The sequence below is a fragment of the Rhizobium sp. NFR07 genome (assembly GCF_900111905.1).
Lineage (GTDB): Bacteria > Pseudomonadota > Alphaproteobacteria > Rhizobiales > Rhizobiaceae > Neorhizobium.
This window is the reverse complement of the sequence record NZ_FOKM01000006.1, coordinates 80,151-94,781: the sequence shown is the minus strand read 5'-3', so window position 1 is coordinate 94,781 and position 14,631 is coordinate 80,151. Positions and strand designations below refer to the sequence as shown.

The window sequence follows — 14,631 nt, the reverse complement described above, 5'->3', positions numbered from 1 at the left end:
GATGGCCGGTTCACAGCGAATACATCAAGGATCAGGAGTGGGAAGCGAGCCATGTTCCAGAAGGCATTCGAACCTCAATGCAGGGCGGTAGAGGTCCATTGTACGGATAAGGCGCAGCAGGCACGGCGCGGCCTCACGCTTTTTGCGCTGGCGTTCGGCAGCTTCTGTATCGGCACATCGGAATTTGCCAGCATGGGCGTGCTGCAGCTTTTCGCGGACAGCCTGGAAATCAGTATTCCGGCCGCGACCAATGCTATAACCGCCTATGCTTTCGGTGTCGTGATAGGCGCCCCACTGGTGACGCTTGCTGCCGCTCGGGTCAACCGGAAAAGCCTGCTTCTCGGTTTGATGGCCCTCTTCATCATCGGCAATATCCTGTCGGCGCTTGCGGCCAATCTCGGGATGTTCGCAATCGCTCGGTTCATCAGCGGAATGCCGCAGGGCGCCTATTTCGGTGCCGGCGCCGTCGTTGCTTCCTACATCGTCGGTCCGGGACATGGCGGCAAGGCATTCGCCCTGGTCATGACGGGCCTGACGGTCGCCACCATAGTCGGTTCGCCCATCGCCACGCTGCTTGGCCAGAACCTCGGCTGGCGCAACACCTATTTCAGCGTCGCAGGAGCCGGCGTCCTGGCGTTGATCGCGCTATGGGTATGGGTTCCGAAGACCGCTGCGCTGGACGGTGGGCCGATCGCCCAGGAACTGAATTCGCTGCGCAAGGGCCCTGTTTGGGGCATGATGCTGGTGGCAGCGCTCGGCGTTGCAAGCATCTTCGCCGTCTACACCTTCATCGGACCGTTCGTGACCGACGTGCTCAGAATTGATCGAGGCTGGATCCCTGTCGCATTGGCACTCTTCGGCCTCGGCATGACGACGGGCAATCTCATCGGCGGCAGGATTGCCGATACCCATCCCGCCATGGGTCTCGTGCTCGGTTTCGGAAGCGCGTTGGCCGTGCTCGCCGTCCTTGCCTATTTCGGCTCGAATGCGGTGCTGATGATGGCGGGACTGTTCGGCGTCGGCGCGACGATGATGATCGCCATCCCCACCATCCAGGTGCGGCTGACGAGCGTCGCGCCCGAGGCGCCGAGCCTGATGGGCGCGATGAACCTTGCCGCGCTCAACGTCGCGAACGCCGTAGGAGCCTGGGCCGGCGGCGCAGCGATCGCAGCAGGTTACGGCTTGCTGTCAGCTGTCTGGGCCGGCTTCGCCCTGACACGGCTTGGCCTCATCGTCTTTGCGATCACCATGCCGCGTGCCCGCCGCCTGGCCGCGGCATGAAAGTGCCCGGACAGGGCTAGTCCGGCGTCCCGGACCAGGCCCGTCCACAGACGCAGTACATGGAGCCGACGGAGACCGAGCTGTGGCACGCGCGCACCTTTTCGAACTCATCCGTATCCGCAACCTTACTCTTGCCAATCGGATCATCATCGCACCGATGTGCCAATATTCGGCCGAAGACGGGTGCATGAACGACTGGCATCTCATTCACCTCGGCAAGCTCTCGCTCTCCGGCGCAGCTCTTCTGACCATCGAGGCGACTGCCGTGATGCCGGAGGGACGCATTACCTATGCTGATGTCGGGTTGTGGAACGATCAGACCCTGGCGGCGATGGCTCTTACGTTGGAGAGCATCCGTCGCTGGTCGGACATGCCGATCGGCATCCAGTTGAGCCATGCCGGACGAAAGGCCTCCACCGAGGTGCCGTGGAAGGGGGGAGCACAGTTCGATCCCGCCCATGAACTGGGCTGGGCGACAGTCGCGCCATCGGCGATCCCCTATCATCAGGGAGCAGCCATCGTGCCCGCTGCCCTGGACCGCGACGATTTGCGGGTCATCCGCAATGCCTTCGCCGTCGCCGCCACGCGTGCATCGAAAGCCGGGGTCGATCTCGTCCAGCTCCATGCGGCGCATGGCTACTTGCTGCATCAGTTTCTTTCCCCGCTGACCAACAGGCGGCAGGACGAATATGGCGGGTCGCTGGAGAACCGCATCCGCTTCCCTGTCGAAGTCTTCGAAGCCGTCCGCGCCGCCTTTCCGGCGGAGAAGCCGGTCTCCGTAAGGTTGTCCGCGACGGACTGGGTGGAGGGCGGGCTCGAACTCGATCAGATCCTGACACTGTCGCAGGCGCTGGAAAATGGCGGCTGCGACGTCCTGCACATCTCGACCGGTGGGCTGCATCCCGACCAGCGCATTCCAGCCGGGCCGAGCTACCAGGTACCTTTCGCCCGGGCCGTGAAGCAGGTCGTGAAGATCCCCGTCGTCGCGGTCGGCCTGATCACGGGCTACGATCAGGCGGAGGCGATCATCGGAACAGGTGACGCCGACATGATCGCACTGGCAAGAACCATCATCTTCGATCCGAACTGGCCGTGGCATGCCGCGGCACATCTTGGCGCGAAAGTGCGCGTGGCGCGGCAGTATCTGCGTTCGCAGCCCGGTCGCTACCGGGATCTGTTCGAGAGCGAGTGATGCGGATGCATGCCGCCTCCTCGAATGCGCCGGATTCACCGTCTTTCACCGCGCTTTACTTCGGCCACCGACGAGCGGCCCCTAGGATAGGATCAGAGTGGCAGGCACGAAGCCCGTAAGGAGAGCCGATCGGCGTGCCCTGATGGCCCGCAACGAATATCCGCACTCGGCAAGTTCAACACACCCAGACGAAGCAATGGAGGCATTCATGAGCAAGGGGACTATTCTCGTGGCCGTGTCGGCGGCCGACCGTATTCCGCTCGCATCCGGGAAGCTTGGGAAGACCGGCACCTACCTCAACGAACTGGTCGTCCCGGTCATGACGGCGAAGGACGCTGGATATGATTACGTGCTCGCAACGCCGACCGGCACCAAGCCGATCATCGACGAGGTATCCGCGGCGGCGGGCCATTTCGGAAACGACGAGGCCGCGTTCGAGAAGGCCGCGGCCTTCTTCGACAACGATCCGGCCATGCAGAAGCCGAAAACCCTAAAGGCGGTGGTGGCGGAAGGCCTGGAGAACTATGTCGCGGTCTTCGTTCCCGGCGGGCAGGCGCCGATCGTCGACATGGCGCAGGACGAGGACTTCGGAAAGATCCTCCGGTATTTCCACGAGCATTCCAAGCCGACGGCGCTTCTCTGCCACGGACCGATCGCGCTGACTGCGGCGCTGACCGAGATGAAGACTTTCCGCAAGGCGATGGAGACCGGCGATATCACGGCAGCAAAAGCCGCTGCCGCCAAGGGATGGCCTTACACGGGTTATCGAATGACGATCTTCACCAACGAGGAGGAGAAATACATCGAGGACGAGATTCTGCATGACAAGATGCAGTTCCACGTCGTTGATGCGCTTCAGGCTGCCGGTGGTCTCGTCAGCCGCAGCGAACGCGACTTCCAGCCCTATGTCGTGCATGATCGTGAGCTGATAACCGGCCAGAACCCTCGTTCAGACCACCAGTTGGCGGAAACGCTCCTGAAGGCGATAGCCGACGCGCCTTCGAGCGCGCGCGTGGCATGATGCACCACGGGGGCGAAGGCGCTCCAACGACTTTTTCCATCAACTCACCGCGGCCTGTCTAAATCAGGCCGCGGTGAGTTTTTCTATTCCATAGATCCAATTGACGATACCGAGCGCGAGCACCGCGATCAGCATCTGTACGGTCGCGATCGCGGCGATCGAAGGATCGAACTGGTTCTGCATGTAGCTCAGCATGACGACGGGAAGCGTGCTCGTCGCAGCGCCTCCGAAGAAGAACGAAAGCGACAGATTGTCGAACGACATCAGCACCGAAAACATCGTGCCGGCAAAGATGGCCGGCTTGATCAGCGGCAGGACGATGTCGAAAAGGATGCGCAGGCGCGATGCGCCCAGAACCGCTGCCGCCTCCTCGTATTCCACCGGCAGGGACCGATAGACCGCCAGAACGGTACGCGCGACATAGGGGATCGCTACGACGGTATGGGTGATGCAGAGGGCGAGAAACGAGATGCCGATCGTCATTGCCGACAGCAGATAGAGAAGCGAGAAGCCGAGAAGCATGGCCGGCACCGAAATCGGCGCCAGCATCAGGCTCATGATGGCGCGCGCCAGTACGCCGCGATCGCGCGCGACCCAAAGGGCTGCCGGTACGCCGAGAACCAGGCCGGCAAGCGCCGAAATGGCGGCAACTTCCAGGCTGACGATCAGCGACTGCAGGAAGGGCTCATAGCCGACGATCCGCTCATACCATCGCAGGCTGAGACCCGGCATCGGCAGGGCGATGAAGTTTGCGGACGAAAACGAAACCGCCACCACGGCGGTGATCGGCGCCAGCAGAAATAGAAGGAAAAGCAGGACATAGATCGCCAGCAGGATGCGGCTCCAGCGAAAGCGCTTTCGCCGCCGCGGCGCCGGATGGTCGCTCACCAGGTCATACATCATCAGACGCCCCTCCTGCGCAGGAACCGCAGCTGGATGGCCATGCAGATCAAGCTCAGCAGCAGCAGGACATTACCCATGGCCGCGGCGAAGCCGATATCCTGCGTCAAGGTGAACTGCTGGTAGATGAGGAGTGACAGGGTGGTGACCTTGCCGCCGCCAAGCAGGAGCATGCTGAGAAAACTGCCGCTTGCGAGCACGAAGACGAGGATGCAGCCCGTTGCGATCCCGTCGAGACTGAGTGGAAGGGTGATGGTCAGGAATACCCGCAGCCTGCCTGCGCCCAGTATCTGCGCCGATTCCTCCAGCCGCCGGTCGATCCCCTGCAGAACCGAGCTGACGGAAAGGACCATGAAGGGCGACAGGACATGGACGAGACCGAGATAGACGGCCCATTCTGTGTTGACCATGTTGACTGCCTTGTCGATCATCCCGAAGTCGCTCATCCAGGCATTCACCAGCCCGCGCCGCCCAAGGAGAACGGTCCAGCCGAAGGTTCTCATGATGGTGGAGGTCAGGAGAGGTGCTATCAGCAGGAAGACGATGAGGGCATTCCACCTGCCGGCATGGCGCACCATGAAATAGGCGACCGGATAGCCGATGATGAGACATGCGACTGCAGTCAGAGCCGGAACCTTGATGGTCTGCCTCACGATGCCAAGGTAATAGGCATCCCCCAAAAGCCGCGCGTAATGCTGGAATGGGTCTTCCAAGGGCAGGCTTCGTGCGATGTTGGCGAGTAGCGGGAGCACCAGGAAGATCAGAAGAAAGATCAGCGCGGGCATGGCCCAGGATACCGACGCAAGTCGGAACGATCGTTCACGACGAAATGCCGCCGGCTCTTCGGGCGCGACCCCAGGGCAGGTCTCATCGCTCATCGGCCATCATCCCGCCCGAACATGACGGCGTGGCCCTGTGGCCACGCGACCCCGACCATGCCATCGTCGCCGACCTCGACCGGCTCGTTGCTGTGGACGTAGACCGGCCCGCCGATGCCGGCGATATCCAGCTCATAGGCGTGATAGCTGCCACGAAAGACGCTGCTCCGAATGCAGGCCCTGAAGGTCTCGTTGCTGCCATTCAGCCGCAGGCGCTCGGGGCGCACGGCCACGCGTACGCTCTTCGATACGGAAAGGCCCTGTGAGCCCGCGACCTTCACCACCGGCGCGCCGGGCAGCGCGAGGCGAACGCTCCAGCAATCGTCCGGATGGCTGGCCACCAGGTCGCCGTCGAAGATATTCACCGTTCCGAGGAATTCGGAGACGAACCGGTTGCGCGGTCGCTCGTAGATCTCTGTCGGCGCACCGGTCTGGACGATCTCCCCGTTCTGCATGACGGCAATCCGGTCCGACACGGTCAGTGCCTCCTCCTGGTCATGGGTCACGATAATGGTCGTGATACCTAGCCGCTTCTGCATGGCACGCAGCTCGAACTGCATGTTCTCGCGCAACTGGCGATCCAGAGCGCCTAACGGCTCGTCAAGAAGCAGGACCTTGGGATCGGTCACGAGCGACCGCGCCAGCGCCACGCGCTGCTGCTGACCACCGGAAAGATGATTGACCTGCCTGTCTTCAAAACCCGGGAGCCGGACGAGATCGAGCATGTCACGGACCTTGTGCGCCCGCTCGGCCGCGTTGATGCCACGCATCTTCAGGCCGTAGGCGATGTTCTCGCCGACCGTCATATGCGGGAAGAGACTGTAGCTCTGGAAGACCATGCCGAGCCCACGGCGGTTGGGCGCAAGATCAGTGACATCGATATTGCCGATCAGCACCTGTCCCGTATCCGGCGCCGTGAACCCTGCGATGATCCGAAGCATCGTCGTCTTGCCGCATCCCGACGGACCGAGCAATGCGAGCATTTCGCCCGCTTCTATATCGAGGGAGGTGGGCTTGAGCGCATGGGCCGTGCCGTATCGCTTGGCTATCCCGCGCAATGTCAGCGGCACAGATTCCATCATGCTCGACTCCGCTTCAGGTCACGCGGCGACACGTTCAGCCCACGTTCCGCGGGGCCCCGCAATTGTTATAGCTGGCTCAAAGCAATTATGAAGGGTAGCATCCGCTTCACGATGGGGATCGCGAAGGGGGCATGATGTCTAGAGCATGTCTGGCATTGCTGGGAGCGCTGTTTGTCCAGGCGGGAGCGGCCGCCCCCGTACACGCCGCCGACCTCACGGTCGGCGCGTTTGGCGGGGTATGGGAAGAGGCGCTGCGCAGCTGCATCGTCGCACCTTTTGAAAAGCAGACAGGAAAGACGGTCGATGTCGTGCTGGGTGCGCCACTCCAGTGGCTGAACCAGATTGCCGCCAATCCCGACGCACCGCCCTTCGATGTCGTCTTCGCTCCCACGGAGACGGCCTACCAGATGATCGACAAGGGGCTCGTCCTGCCTTTCTCCGGCCAACCGGTCGCAGGCCTTGCGGATATCTATCCCGACATGGTCAGCTTCGCTGAAGGCTATGGCGTCGTCTTTACCTATGGCGCGATGGGCGTCATCTACAATTCCAGGACCGTGAAAGTACCCATCCGCACATGGGACGACTTTTACGATGCAGTGGAACGGGGCGAAATTACCGCTGCGATACCGAGCATCCACTATCCCGGGTCATTGGGCTCCAGTCTCTGGAACGTTACCAGGGTCAGCGGCGGGGACGAGAGGAACGCCCAGCCCGGCCTTGACCGGGTGAAACGGATGATGGCCGGCGGTTCGCTGGAATTCTGGGCCGACCACAATCAGGTCCTGAATGCTCTTGGTTCCGGCGAGATAGACGCGGCGATGTATTGGGATGGGCGCTCCAGGGCCTTCATCATCGACGGGAATAACCCGGACTTCGAATATGTCACGCCTTCGCCCGGCGGCCCGGCCACGTTCAACTGGATCCAGGTGGTGAAGAAGGCCGACCCCAGCGCATGGACCTTCGTGACGATCGCACTGGGCGCCGAGGGACAGTCCTGCTTTGCGAGCAAGACCCATTATGGCAGCGTCAACATGAAGGCTGTCTTCGATCCCGCGGTCAAGGGGGCGCTCACGCGCCACGAGGACCTGTCCATACCGTCCTTCCGCGAGATCAACAGATCGAGGCAGGCCTGGCTCGAAGCGTGGAACAAGCAGATCGGGCGTTGACGACGTCGCGTCCGGTCTGATTGCCGGCTCTTGCCAGCCTACCGTTTTCGGTTTCCCTTGGTTTTACGCCGCTTAACGTGCCGCGTCGTGCGGCTCATGTTACTCCCTTTGCCCATAATCTGAACGAAATCAGGAAGACCGCACACTGCCGTGCCGGCCGAGAACATCGGCCGGTCAGGAGCACGCTTGCCCTGTCGAGAAGGGTATTGCAGCGGCCGACCGTCGGATGATCGAGGGCAATATGCCAAGCGTGAGCGAGACCCTGACACTTGAGGATGCGAAGCGCATGCTCCTCGCTGCCGAGACCAAGGCGAGGAGTTTTGACGTCGCCTATAATGTCGCCATCGTCGACGCCGGTGGTCATCTGGTTGCCTTCGTGCGTCAGGACGGCGCTCTGATCGGCAGTATCGACCTGGCCATCAAGAAAGCGGTGACGGCGCGCATCTTCGACAATGCCACGGCCAACCTCGCCAAGCTGTCGCAGCCGGGCGAGCCGCTTTACGGCATCCAGCAGAGCAACGACGGCAATGTCATCATTTTCGGTGGCGGCGTGCCGGTTGTCCGCGATGGCCAGATCATCGGGGCAATCGGCGCGAGTGCCGGCACCGTCGAACAGGACATTGCGGTGGCCGATGCGGGCATTGCAGCCCTCGCGGATGCCGCATGAAACCGACGGCCTGCGGATATGGCCGCGGCTCATAGCTCGGCCGATGGCGCGTCATGAACACAAACGATGAACCCGATGGAAGGATGATCCAATGAAAGCGGCCCGTCTGCACGAATACCATAAGCCTCTCGTCTTCGAGGATGTATCGGTGCCCGATATCCAGCCCGACGAGATCCTCGTCCAGGTAAAGGCCTGCGGGATGTGCCGTTCCGACGTCCAGCTTGTGGACGGCTACTTCAAGCAGTACGCCGATATTCCCCGGCCGATTACGCCCGGCCACGAGATAACCGGGGTGGTGAGTGCGATCGGCGATGTCGTTCCGAAATCCTCGGGTTTCAAGGAAGGCGATCATGTCGTCGTGGCTCCGGGATGGGGGGACGGCACCTGCCGGCATTGCCAGATCGGCAACACGCATATCTGCGCTAATGTGCGCTGGCCCGGTTTCGGCCCCTATGGCGGTTATTCCGAATTCCTTCCGGTACCTGCCCGCTATCTCGTCAAGGTCGACAAGCGTCTGAAGTTCGAGGAACTCGCGCCACTCACCGACGCCGGTATGACACCCTATCGGGGCATCAAGAAGCTGAGGGATAGCGGGGCTCTGGGACCCGATCGCGTGCTGGGTGTCTTCGGCATCGGGGGCCTTGGAAGCTACGCCATCCAATACGCAAAGTTGCTCGGCGGCGGCGCGCAGGTCGTCGCCTTCGCCCGCAATGACGACAAGCTCAAGGTCGCCACGGAATACGGCGCCGATCACGTGATCAACGTCAAGGGCAAGTCATCGGCGGATATTGCCAAGGAACTCAACCAGGCGACGGGCCAGAACCAGCTGGATGCCATCATCGACTGCGCCGGCGCGCCGGAAATGATTAAGCTCGGCTTCGACATCCTCGGGATCAGCGGCCACTATGTCGATGTCGGCCTTGTCGGAGACCGGATCGACGTCCCTCTGTTTCGGCGGGTGTCGCGCGAACAGACTTTCCAGGGATCTTACTGGGGCAGTTACAATGATCTGAGCGAGGTCGTGGCGCTTGCGGCTGCAGGCAAGATCCGGCACACGATCAAGACGATTTCCTTCGACCAGATTAACGAATATCTCGAACTGCTCCGCGCAGGCGACATAGTCGGCCGGGCGGTCGTCAAGATGTAACGAGCCTCCCATCGATCGAGCCATGGCGGCGCGGCGATCCTGTCGCGCCGTCCAGTCTTCGGAAAGGAACTTCGATGAACATGCTCAAGCTTTTTTGGGGTGTGGCAGTGACGTTCTATGCCACCTGCCTGCCGCTGCAACCGGCTGCGGCCGCCGACTTGAAGGCCAGGACGGCGGTGCTCGTTCATGGCGCGTTCGCCGATGGCTCCTCCTGGAACAAGGTCATCCCGATCCTGCAACAGGCCGGGCTGAAGGTCGTGGCGGTCCAGAATCCGCTGACCTCGCTGGAAGATGACGTGGCTGCGGCCAGGCGTGCCATCCGCGACGCAGAGGGGCCCGTGGTTCTCGTCGGGCATTCCTGGGGTGGGGTGGTCATAACCGAGGCGGGCAACGATCCGAAAGTGGCCTCGCTCGTTTATGTCGCGGCCTATGCCCCGGACAGCGGCCAGTCGGCGCGCGACATCGCCTCGAAATTTCCGGCCCCGCCGGGCCGCGAGGCGATTGCCCAGGACGAGGACGGTTTTCTCCGCTTTTCAGAAGAAGGCGTGCGCAAATATTTCGCCGCCGACCTGACACCGGAGGAGCAGGCGCTCGTAGCCGCCACCCAGGGCCCGTTTCACATCAAGGGCCCCGCAACCGCGGTAAGTCACGCGGCCTGGCGCGACAAGCCGACCTTCATGGTGGTGGCGACGAAGGATACCGTAATCTCGCCCGAACTTGAAAAGGCCCAGGTGACGCTTGCCGGGGCGACCGCGATCGAAGTGCCGTCCAGCCATGTGGCGATGCTTTCGTTTCCAAAGGAAGTAGCGGCGTTGATCGTGAAGGCTGCGGAGTGAGTGCATGTGAGGACGCAGCAATATCTGTGCCGCGTCTTTCGCCATTCGAGATGCTATGAACCGTCGAAATTTCGGCTAAACTCCGATCATGACGATGACCATTTTTACCAATGCGAAGCTTGCCGACGGCCTGCTACGGGATATTCACGTTGAGAACGGCCGGATCACGGCGATCGAGCCCGTCTCGCCGCAATCGGCTGGCAGCCATAACATCGACATCGCTGGGGAGCTCTTGGTCCCGGGCTTCGTCGAGGGACACATCCATCTCGATACCAGCTTCTATGGCGGAAAATGGGTGGCGCATCGGCCGTGCACGAACGGTTTCGATGTCCATGAACGCGTCGCCTTCCAGGCTGACAACATGGCCAGGGCCGAACCGATGGCCGAGCGGGCGATCAGGCAGCTTGAACTTTGCATCGGCCACGGCGCGCTCCAGATGCGCAGCCACGTCATGGTCGATGGTTCCGTCGGGCTCAAGTCGCTCGAGACGATCCTTGCGGTGCGGGAGCGATACAGGGAGATTATCGATATCCAGCTCGTCGCCTTTCCGCAGAGCGGCATCCTGAAGAGCCCGGGGACGCCTGAACTGCTGGACGAAGCGATCGGCCTTGGTGCTGATCTCGTCGGCGGTCTTGATCCGGCAAGCTTCGACCGGGATGTGACCGCCCATCTGGAGGTGGTCTTCGGCGTCGCTCAAAGGCGGGGCGTCGATATCGACATCCATCTGCACGAGGGCGGCAGCATGGGCGCCTTCACCATCGAGGAGATCTGCGCAAGAACCGAGGCGCTCGGCATGCAGGGCCATGTGGCCATCAGCCATGCCTACGGGCTGGGGGATCTCGCGCCCGATGCGGCGCGAAAGATCGCAGCTCGGATTGCGAAGGCGGGCATTTCGATCATGACCAATGCGCCAGGGCATCACAGTTTCCCGCCGGTGGCATTGCTCCGGGCGGAAGGCGTCAACGTCTTCAGCGGCAGCGACAATATCCGCGACAGCTGGTGGCCCTACGGGGACGGCGACATGCTGCGCCGGGCCGAGATCATCGGCTACCGCTCCGGCTTTTTCACCGATGAAGATCTGACGGTCGCCTTCGACATCGTGACCAATGCGGGCGCGAAAGCGCTTCGTCTCGAAGGCTATGGCATCGAGGTCGGAGCGAAGGCGGATTTCGTCGCGTTGAAGGCCGCGCATGTGCCCGAGGCTGTGGTCGGTTTCCCGCCAGGCCGGCGTGTCTTCAAGGCAGGCCGCCTTGTCGCGGAGGCCGGCAAGGTCAGGCTCGCAAGCGGCTGACCGGCCGGCTGATCTTTACCAGGCGCCGGAAAGTGCGTTGCCGCGGAGCGACACCGTGTTCATCTTTCCACCCGGTCCCTCGATCGATATCGAAGCCGGCATCTGCTTCGGCGACTTGCGAAACCATTTCGCGGCGACCGTCGCGAGATCACCGATCATCCCGTGTTTCTGCCAGTCGGCAAAATGACCGGCCATGGCTCGGGGTTCGTGCTGAAGGAAGAAGTCACCTGGATTGCTGACGTCGTTGATCGACGCCGCCATGGATGACAGCGGCCGCTGGAACATCCTGGAAGGCAGGGCCAGTCCCTTCGCACTTTCCGAAAATGCCGGCGCCATGAAGTCGATCGCCCAGCCGTCGGCCTCGACCCAGCAGTGAAAATTCTCGCCCGCCCCCGTCACGTAACCATCCTCGCGATGATCCGCGAAGAGAATGACGGTGCCGCCGAGATTATAAGCTGCAAGTCCGCCTCTGGGCGCCGCATCGAGCTTGTAATGCTGCTTGAGGATAAAGGCCCCGAACGTGCTGAAATACATCGATGCCGTTGCCGGGTCGGCCTTCTCGTTGTGAAGCAGGCTGTTGATGACCCGATAGATCCGGTGATAGTCGCTCTGCTTGATCAACATGGTTTTCGCCCGCAAGTCCGCTTATTGAGCGCCGTCACTAGGCGATGGCAGGCAGAATGTAAACGATCTGCGGGACCGGCACGCGATCCTTGACCCGATTGCCGCCCGAAAGCGGTCCTGCCGGAATGGCCATTCCCCCAGACCGAGCCCGTATAGTGGCTGCCTTCTGCCACTATACGGGATCCCGATCGGGTAATTCGGCCCGCTACCGGGCGAGCCAGAGATAGGCTGCCGCCGTCCAGGAAAAGCCGAGCCCGCCGCAGCCTTCACCGGTGGTCGGGTCGAAATATTCGGCAAAACCTTCCGTCTCGATCGCATTGATCGTGGAGAGACGCAGCGCCTCCGCCATATCCGGTTGGCCATTACGGTTCAGGCCGTCGATCAGCAGCCAGTTGATGATTGCCCAGGCGGGCCCGCGCCAGTAGCGCTTGGGTTCCCAGCTTTCGACGAAGGGCTTGGTCGTGGGGAAGGCGACCTTCATGCCGTCGGACCAGAGCTTCATCTCGGCCACCGCGGCATCAGCCGTTTTCCTGTCCAGATCCAGGCCAAGCAACGGAATGAATCCGGCCTGCGTCGGAGCCTCGATATCCTCGCCGGAAATCAGGTCGCGGGAGACGAAGCGGGAGAGCGCCGGACGCCACTGGGCGAGAAGTGCCTTGCGGGTGCGTTCGTTGTACCCGGCCAGTTCTTCCGCCTCGGCTGCAAGGCCGAGCAGATCGGCGAGATGCTGCAGATCCTCGCCGGCTTTCAGCAGGATGCCGGTGGTCTGCACTTCGGCAACCTTGAACGGCGTTTTTGCCCACTGCTTGACCGGATCCCAGCCGCAGGCCGCATAGGTATCGACCAGATGGATGAAGCGGCGATAGTCCTCGTCACGCGGACGCATGGCGGCATCGACATGGCCGGTGTCCTTGCGCACGACAGGCGTGTCGGTGGTGGTCGGCACGCGGGCGAGCGCAATGTCCCAGGCGGGAGAATTGTCGCTGCCGCTTTCCCAGGGATGCAGAAGCGCGATAAGGCCGGTATTCTCCGGGTCGCGGGCCGCATACCACCAGCGATGCCATTTCATTCCTGCCTGCAGCAGCGCGATCGTGCGCTCTCTGGCATTCTCCGTGCCGGCTTTCTCAGCGGCCTCGTGGACGGCACGCAGCGCCATGCCGAAGACCGGCGGCTGGGTAATGCCCGAAGTCGGGGTCGTGTGGTTCGTACGCCACACGGCGGGGCCGGGGAAATAGGTGTCGCTCGGCTGGTGGAAGACGATCTGCGGGATCATGCCGTCAGCCCACTGGCCCTCGACCAGCCGTTCCAGCTCGCGATAGGCCCGGTCGACATCATAGGTGGCAAAACCCATGGCGACGAAGGCGGAATCCCAGTTCCACTGGAACGGATAGAGCCGGTCGGTCGGCACGGTGTAGCCGCCGCGATCATTGGCCGCGAGGATGCGATAGGCCTCGTCAAAATGCTTGGTCATTGTCGAAAACTCCAGAAATCTTATGCCGCGGCCGGGTAGGAGGCGCCGCTCTCGGGCGACAGCCATGTCAGGCGCTTGGGATCGAGGGTCAGCCCCACCGTCTCGCCGTTCCTGACGGTTTCGGTGGCGGGCAGGATGACGCGGGCCGGCTGGCCGAGAATGCTGCCGGTCAAGAGCAGGTGCGAGCCCATCGGTTCGGCGACACGGACCTGCATGTCCAGCCCCTGGCCGTTCGGTGCGCGCTCGACGGTTTCGCCGCGCAGGCCGAACACGATCTCGCCGCCCGTTGCCGGCACAGCGAACTGCTGCGAACCGATGGCGACCTTGCCGCCGGTGACCGGCATGGTGATGAAATTCATCGGCGGATTGCCGATGAACCCGCCGACGAAGCGGGTAGCCGGGTGATTATACACCTCGACCGGCGTGCCGACCTGCTCGATGCGCCCGTCATGGACGACGGCGATGCGGTCCGAAAGGCCCATGGCCTCGGTCTGGTCGTGGGTGACGTAGATGGTCGTGGTGCCCGCCGCCTGCAGCACGGTCTTCAACTCGGTGCGCATTTCAAGCCGCAGCAGCGCATCGAGGTTGGACAACGGTTCGTCCATGAGAAGTACGCCGGGTTCGACGGCAAGCGCGCGGGCAACGGCGACGCGCTGACGCTGGCCACCGGAAAGCTTGTTCGGATAGCGGTCGAGATAGGGCTCGATATGCAGCAGGCCGGCCGCCTTTTCGACCTGCTTCTTGACGCGCGCATCATCGGCTTTCTGCATGCGCAGACCGAAGGCGACGTTCTCATAGACCGTCATATGCGGGAAGACGGCGTAGTTCTGGAAGACCATCGCAAGTCCGCGATCCTTCGGCGGCAGGGAGATGACCGAGCGGTCTCCGATGCGGATGTCGCCCGACGTCGCGGTCTCCAATCCGGCAATGATGCGCAACAGGGTGGTCTTGCCGCAGCCGGACGGTCCGAGCAGCGAGACGAACTCGCCGTCATTGATCGTCAGCGAGACTTCCTTGAGCGCCTGGAAGGCCCCAAAGCTCTTCTTGATGTTGTCGATGACAATGTTGGCCATGA

14 protein-coding genes are annotated in these 14,631 nt (G+C 62.3%); 8 read left to right on the top strand and 6 right to left on the bottom strand.

Annotated features, from left to right (window positions below):
• Positions 1-51 precede the first annotated feature (51 nt).
• The 3 genes from BM216_RS14250 to BM216_RS14240 all read left to right on the top strand — a co-directional run bounded on the left by BM216_RS14250 (position 52) and on the right by BM216_RS14240 (position 3,494).
• Positions 52-1,281: an MFS transporter gene (locus BM216_RS14250; RefSeq protein WP_092999858.1), complete on the top strand. Its 1,230-nt coding sequence runs from the start codon at positions 52-54 to the stop codon at positions 1,279-1,281.
• Between the two features lie 82 nt (positions 1,282-1,363).
• Positions 1,364-2,473 (top strand): NADH:flavin oxidoreductase/NADH oxidase, encoded by a 1,110-nt coding sequence (locus tag BM216_RS14245; RefSeq protein WP_092999857.1) that lies wholly within the window; start codon positions 1,364-1,366, stop codon positions 2,471-2,473.
• A gap of 208 nt (positions 2,474-2,681) precedes the next feature.
• Positions 2,682-3,494, top strand: a complete 813-nt coding sequence (locus tag BM216_RS14240; protein WP_092999856.1) for a type 1 glutamine amidotransferase domain-containing protein — start codon at positions 2,682-2,684, stop codon at positions 3,492-3,494.
• Between the two features lie 63 nt (positions 3,495-3,557).
• On the opposite strand, the gene BM216_RS14235 is transcribed toward BM216_RS14240, so the two are convergent.
• Genes BM216_RS14235 through BM216_RS14225 form a run of 3 tightly spaced genes read right to left on the bottom strand, consistent with a single transcriptional unit; the run spans position 3,558 to position 6,354 of the window.
• Positions 3,558-4,397: an ABC transporter permease gene (locus BM216_RS14235; protein ID WP_244530178.1), complete on the bottom strand. Its 840-nt coding sequence runs from the start codon at positions 4,395-4,397 to the stop codon at positions 3,558-3,560.
• Positions 4,397-5,272, bottom strand: coding sequence for an ABC transporter permease (locus tag BM216_RS14230; RefSeq protein ID WP_092999854.1), 876 nt, complete (start codon positions 5,270-5,272; stop codon positions 4,397-4,399). Before BM216_RS14230 ends, BM216_RS14235 begins: the two co-directional genes overlap by 1 nt.
• Positions 5,269-6,354, bottom strand: coding sequence for an ABC transporter ATP-binding protein (locus tag BM216_RS14225; RefSeq protein WP_092999853.1), 1,086 nt, complete (start codon positions 6,352-6,354; stop codon positions 5,269-5,271). Before BM216_RS14225 ends, BM216_RS14230 begins: the two co-directional genes overlap by 4 nt.
• 134 nt (positions 6,355-6,488) lie before the next feature.
• On the opposite strand from BM216_RS14225, the gene BM216_RS14220 reads away from it, so the two are divergent.
• The 5 genes from BM216_RS14220 to BM216_RS14200 all read left to right on the top strand — a co-directional run bounded on the left by BM216_RS14220 (position 6,489) and on the right by BM216_RS14200 (position 11,461).
• Positions 6,489-7,520: an extracellular solute-binding protein gene (locus tag BM216_RS14220; RefSeq protein ID WP_177230791.1), complete on the top strand. Its 1,032-nt coding sequence runs from the start codon at positions 6,489-6,491 to the stop codon at positions 7,518-7,520.
• Positions 7,521-7,761: 241 nt separating this feature from the next.
• Positions 7,762-8,187: a GlcG/HbpS family heme-binding protein gene (locus BM216_RS14215; protein ID WP_093000096.1), complete on the top strand. Its 426-nt coding sequence runs from the start codon at positions 7,762-7,764 to the stop codon at positions 8,185-8,187.
• Positions 8,188-8,278: 91 nt separating this feature from the next.
• Positions 8,279-9,334 (top strand): NAD(P)-dependent alcohol dehydrogenase, encoded by a 1,056-nt coding sequence (locus BM216_RS14210; RefSeq protein ID WP_092999851.1) that lies wholly within the window; start codon positions 8,279-8,281, stop codon positions 9,332-9,334.
• An 80-nt stretch (positions 9,335-9,414) separates the two neighbouring features.
• Positions 9,415-10,170 (top strand): alpha/beta hydrolase, encoded by a 756-nt coding sequence (locus BM216_RS14205; protein ID WP_093000095.1) that lies wholly within the window; start codon positions 9,415-9,417, stop codon positions 10,168-10,170.
• 88 nt (positions 10,171-10,258) lie between these two features.
• Positions 10,259-11,461: an amidohydrolase family protein gene (locus BM216_RS14200; protein WP_092999850.1), complete on the top strand. Its 1,203-nt coding sequence runs from the start codon at positions 10,259-10,261 to the stop codon at positions 11,459-11,461.
• Positions 11,462-11,476: 15 nt separating this feature from the next.
• Here the strand turns inward: BM216_RS14200 and BM216_RS14195 are convergent, their stop codons facing one another.
• The 3 genes from BM216_RS14195 to BM216_RS14185 all read right to left on the bottom strand — a co-directional run bounded on the left by BM216_RS14195 (position 11,477) and on the right by BM216_RS14185 (position 14,629).
• Positions 11,477-12,085, bottom strand: a complete 609-nt coding sequence (locus BM216_RS14195; RefSeq protein ID WP_092999849.1) for a DUF2026 family protein — start codon at positions 12,083-12,085, stop codon at positions 11,477-11,479.
• Positions 12,086-12,290: 205 nt separating this feature from the next.
• Positions 12,291-13,556 carry an MGH1-like glycoside hydrolase domain-containing protein gene (locus BM216_RS14190; RefSeq protein WP_092999848.1) on the bottom strand — a complete coding sequence of 422 codons (1,266 nt, stop codon included), beginning with the start codon at positions 13,554-13,556 and terminating at the stop codon, positions 12,291-12,293.
• A 20-nt stretch (positions 13,557-13,576) separates the two neighbouring features.
• Entirely contained in the window at positions 13,577-14,629 is a 1,053-nt protein-coding gene (locus tag BM216_RS14185) for an ABC transporter ATP-binding protein (protein ID WP_092999847.1), read from the bottom strand.
• Positions 14,630-14,631: the final 2 nt, after the last annotated feature.

What these genes read in the sequence shown, in the direction of transcription:
- BM216_RS14250 (WP_092999858.1), top strand. Translation starts at nt 52, where the DNA reads ATGTTCCAGAAGGCATTCGAACCTCAATGCAGGGCGGTAGAGGTCCAT.
- BM216_RS14240 (WP_092999856.1), top strand. Translation starts at nt 2,682, where the DNA reads ATGAGCAAGGGGACTATTCTCGTGGCCGTGTCGGCGGCCGACCGTATT.
- BM216_RS14235 (WP_244530178.1), bottom strand. Translation starts at nt 4,397, where the DNA reads ATGATGTATGACCTGGTGAGCGACCATCCGGCGCCGCGGCGGCGAAAG.
- BM216_RS14230 (WP_092999854.1), bottom strand. Translation starts at nt 5,272, where the DNA reads ATGAGCGATGAGACCTGCCCTGGGGTCGCGCCCGAAGAGCCGGCGGCA.
- BM216_RS14225 (WP_092999853.1), bottom strand. Translation starts at nt 6,354, where the DNA reads ATGATGGAATCTGTGCCGCTGACATTGCGCGGGATAGCCAAGCGATAC.
- BM216_RS14220 (WP_177230791.1), top strand. Translation starts at nt 6,489, where the DNA reads ATGTCTAGAGCATGTCTGGCATTGCTGGGAGCGCTGTTTGTCCAGGCG.
- BM216_RS14215 (WP_093000096.1), top strand. Translation starts at nt 7,762, where the DNA reads ATGCCAAGCGTGAGCGAGACCCTGACACTTGAGGATGCGAAGCGCATG.
- BM216_RS14210 (WP_092999851.1), top strand. Translation starts at nt 8,279, where the DNA reads ATGAAAGCGGCCCGTCTGCACGAATACCATAAGCCTCTCGTCTTCGAG.
- BM216_RS14205 (WP_093000095.1), top strand. Translation starts at nt 9,415, where the DNA reads ATGCTCAAGCTTTTTTGGGGTGTGGCAGTGACGTTCTATGCCACCTGC.
- BM216_RS14200 (WP_092999850.1), top strand. Translation starts at nt 10,259, where the DNA reads ATGACGATGACCATTTTTACCAATGCGAAGCTTGCCGACGGCCTGCTA.
- BM216_RS14195 (WP_092999849.1), bottom strand. Translation starts at nt 12,085, where the DNA reads ATGTTGATCAAGCAGAGCGACTATCACCGGATCTATCGGGTCATCAAC.
- BM216_RS14190 (WP_092999848.1), bottom strand. Translation starts at nt 13,556, where the DNA reads ATGACCAAGCATTTTGACGAGGCCTATCGCATCCTCGCGGCCAATGAT.
- BM216_RS14185 (WP_092999847.1), bottom strand. Translation starts at nt 14,629, where the DNA reads ATGGCCAACATTGTCATCGACAACATCAAGAAGAGCTTTGGGGCCTTC.